Raw genomic sequence first — 257 nt, forward strand, 5'->3', positions numbered from 1 at the left:
GCCGAGCGCGAGTCGATTCGCGCTGATCAGATCCACGGATGCCGCCTCCTCGGCGAGCATCAGCGGGTTCTCGTACCGCATGTCGATGACGCCGGTGCCCACCTCGATGCGCGACGTGCGCGCCGCGATCGCCGCGAGCAGCGGCATCGGAGCGGCCTGCTGCCGCGCGAAGTGGTGGACACGGAACGAGATGCCGTTCACGCCCAGGTCGTCCATGCCCTGGGCGAGGTCGATCGCCTGCAGCATCGAGTCACCGG

Annotated in this window: 1 protein-coding gene; it reads right to left on the bottom strand. The window is 69.3% G+C overall.

All coding sequences use genetic code 11. The features are described from left to right. Positions 1–257, bottom strand: a 257-nt coding sequence (locus ACZ3HG_RS24185) for an LLM class flavin-dependent oxidoreductase (protein ID WP_465334984.1), incomplete at both ends; no start/stop codon positions are given.

Source organism: Erwinia sp. PME.40.26/001 (assembly GCF_055556675.1).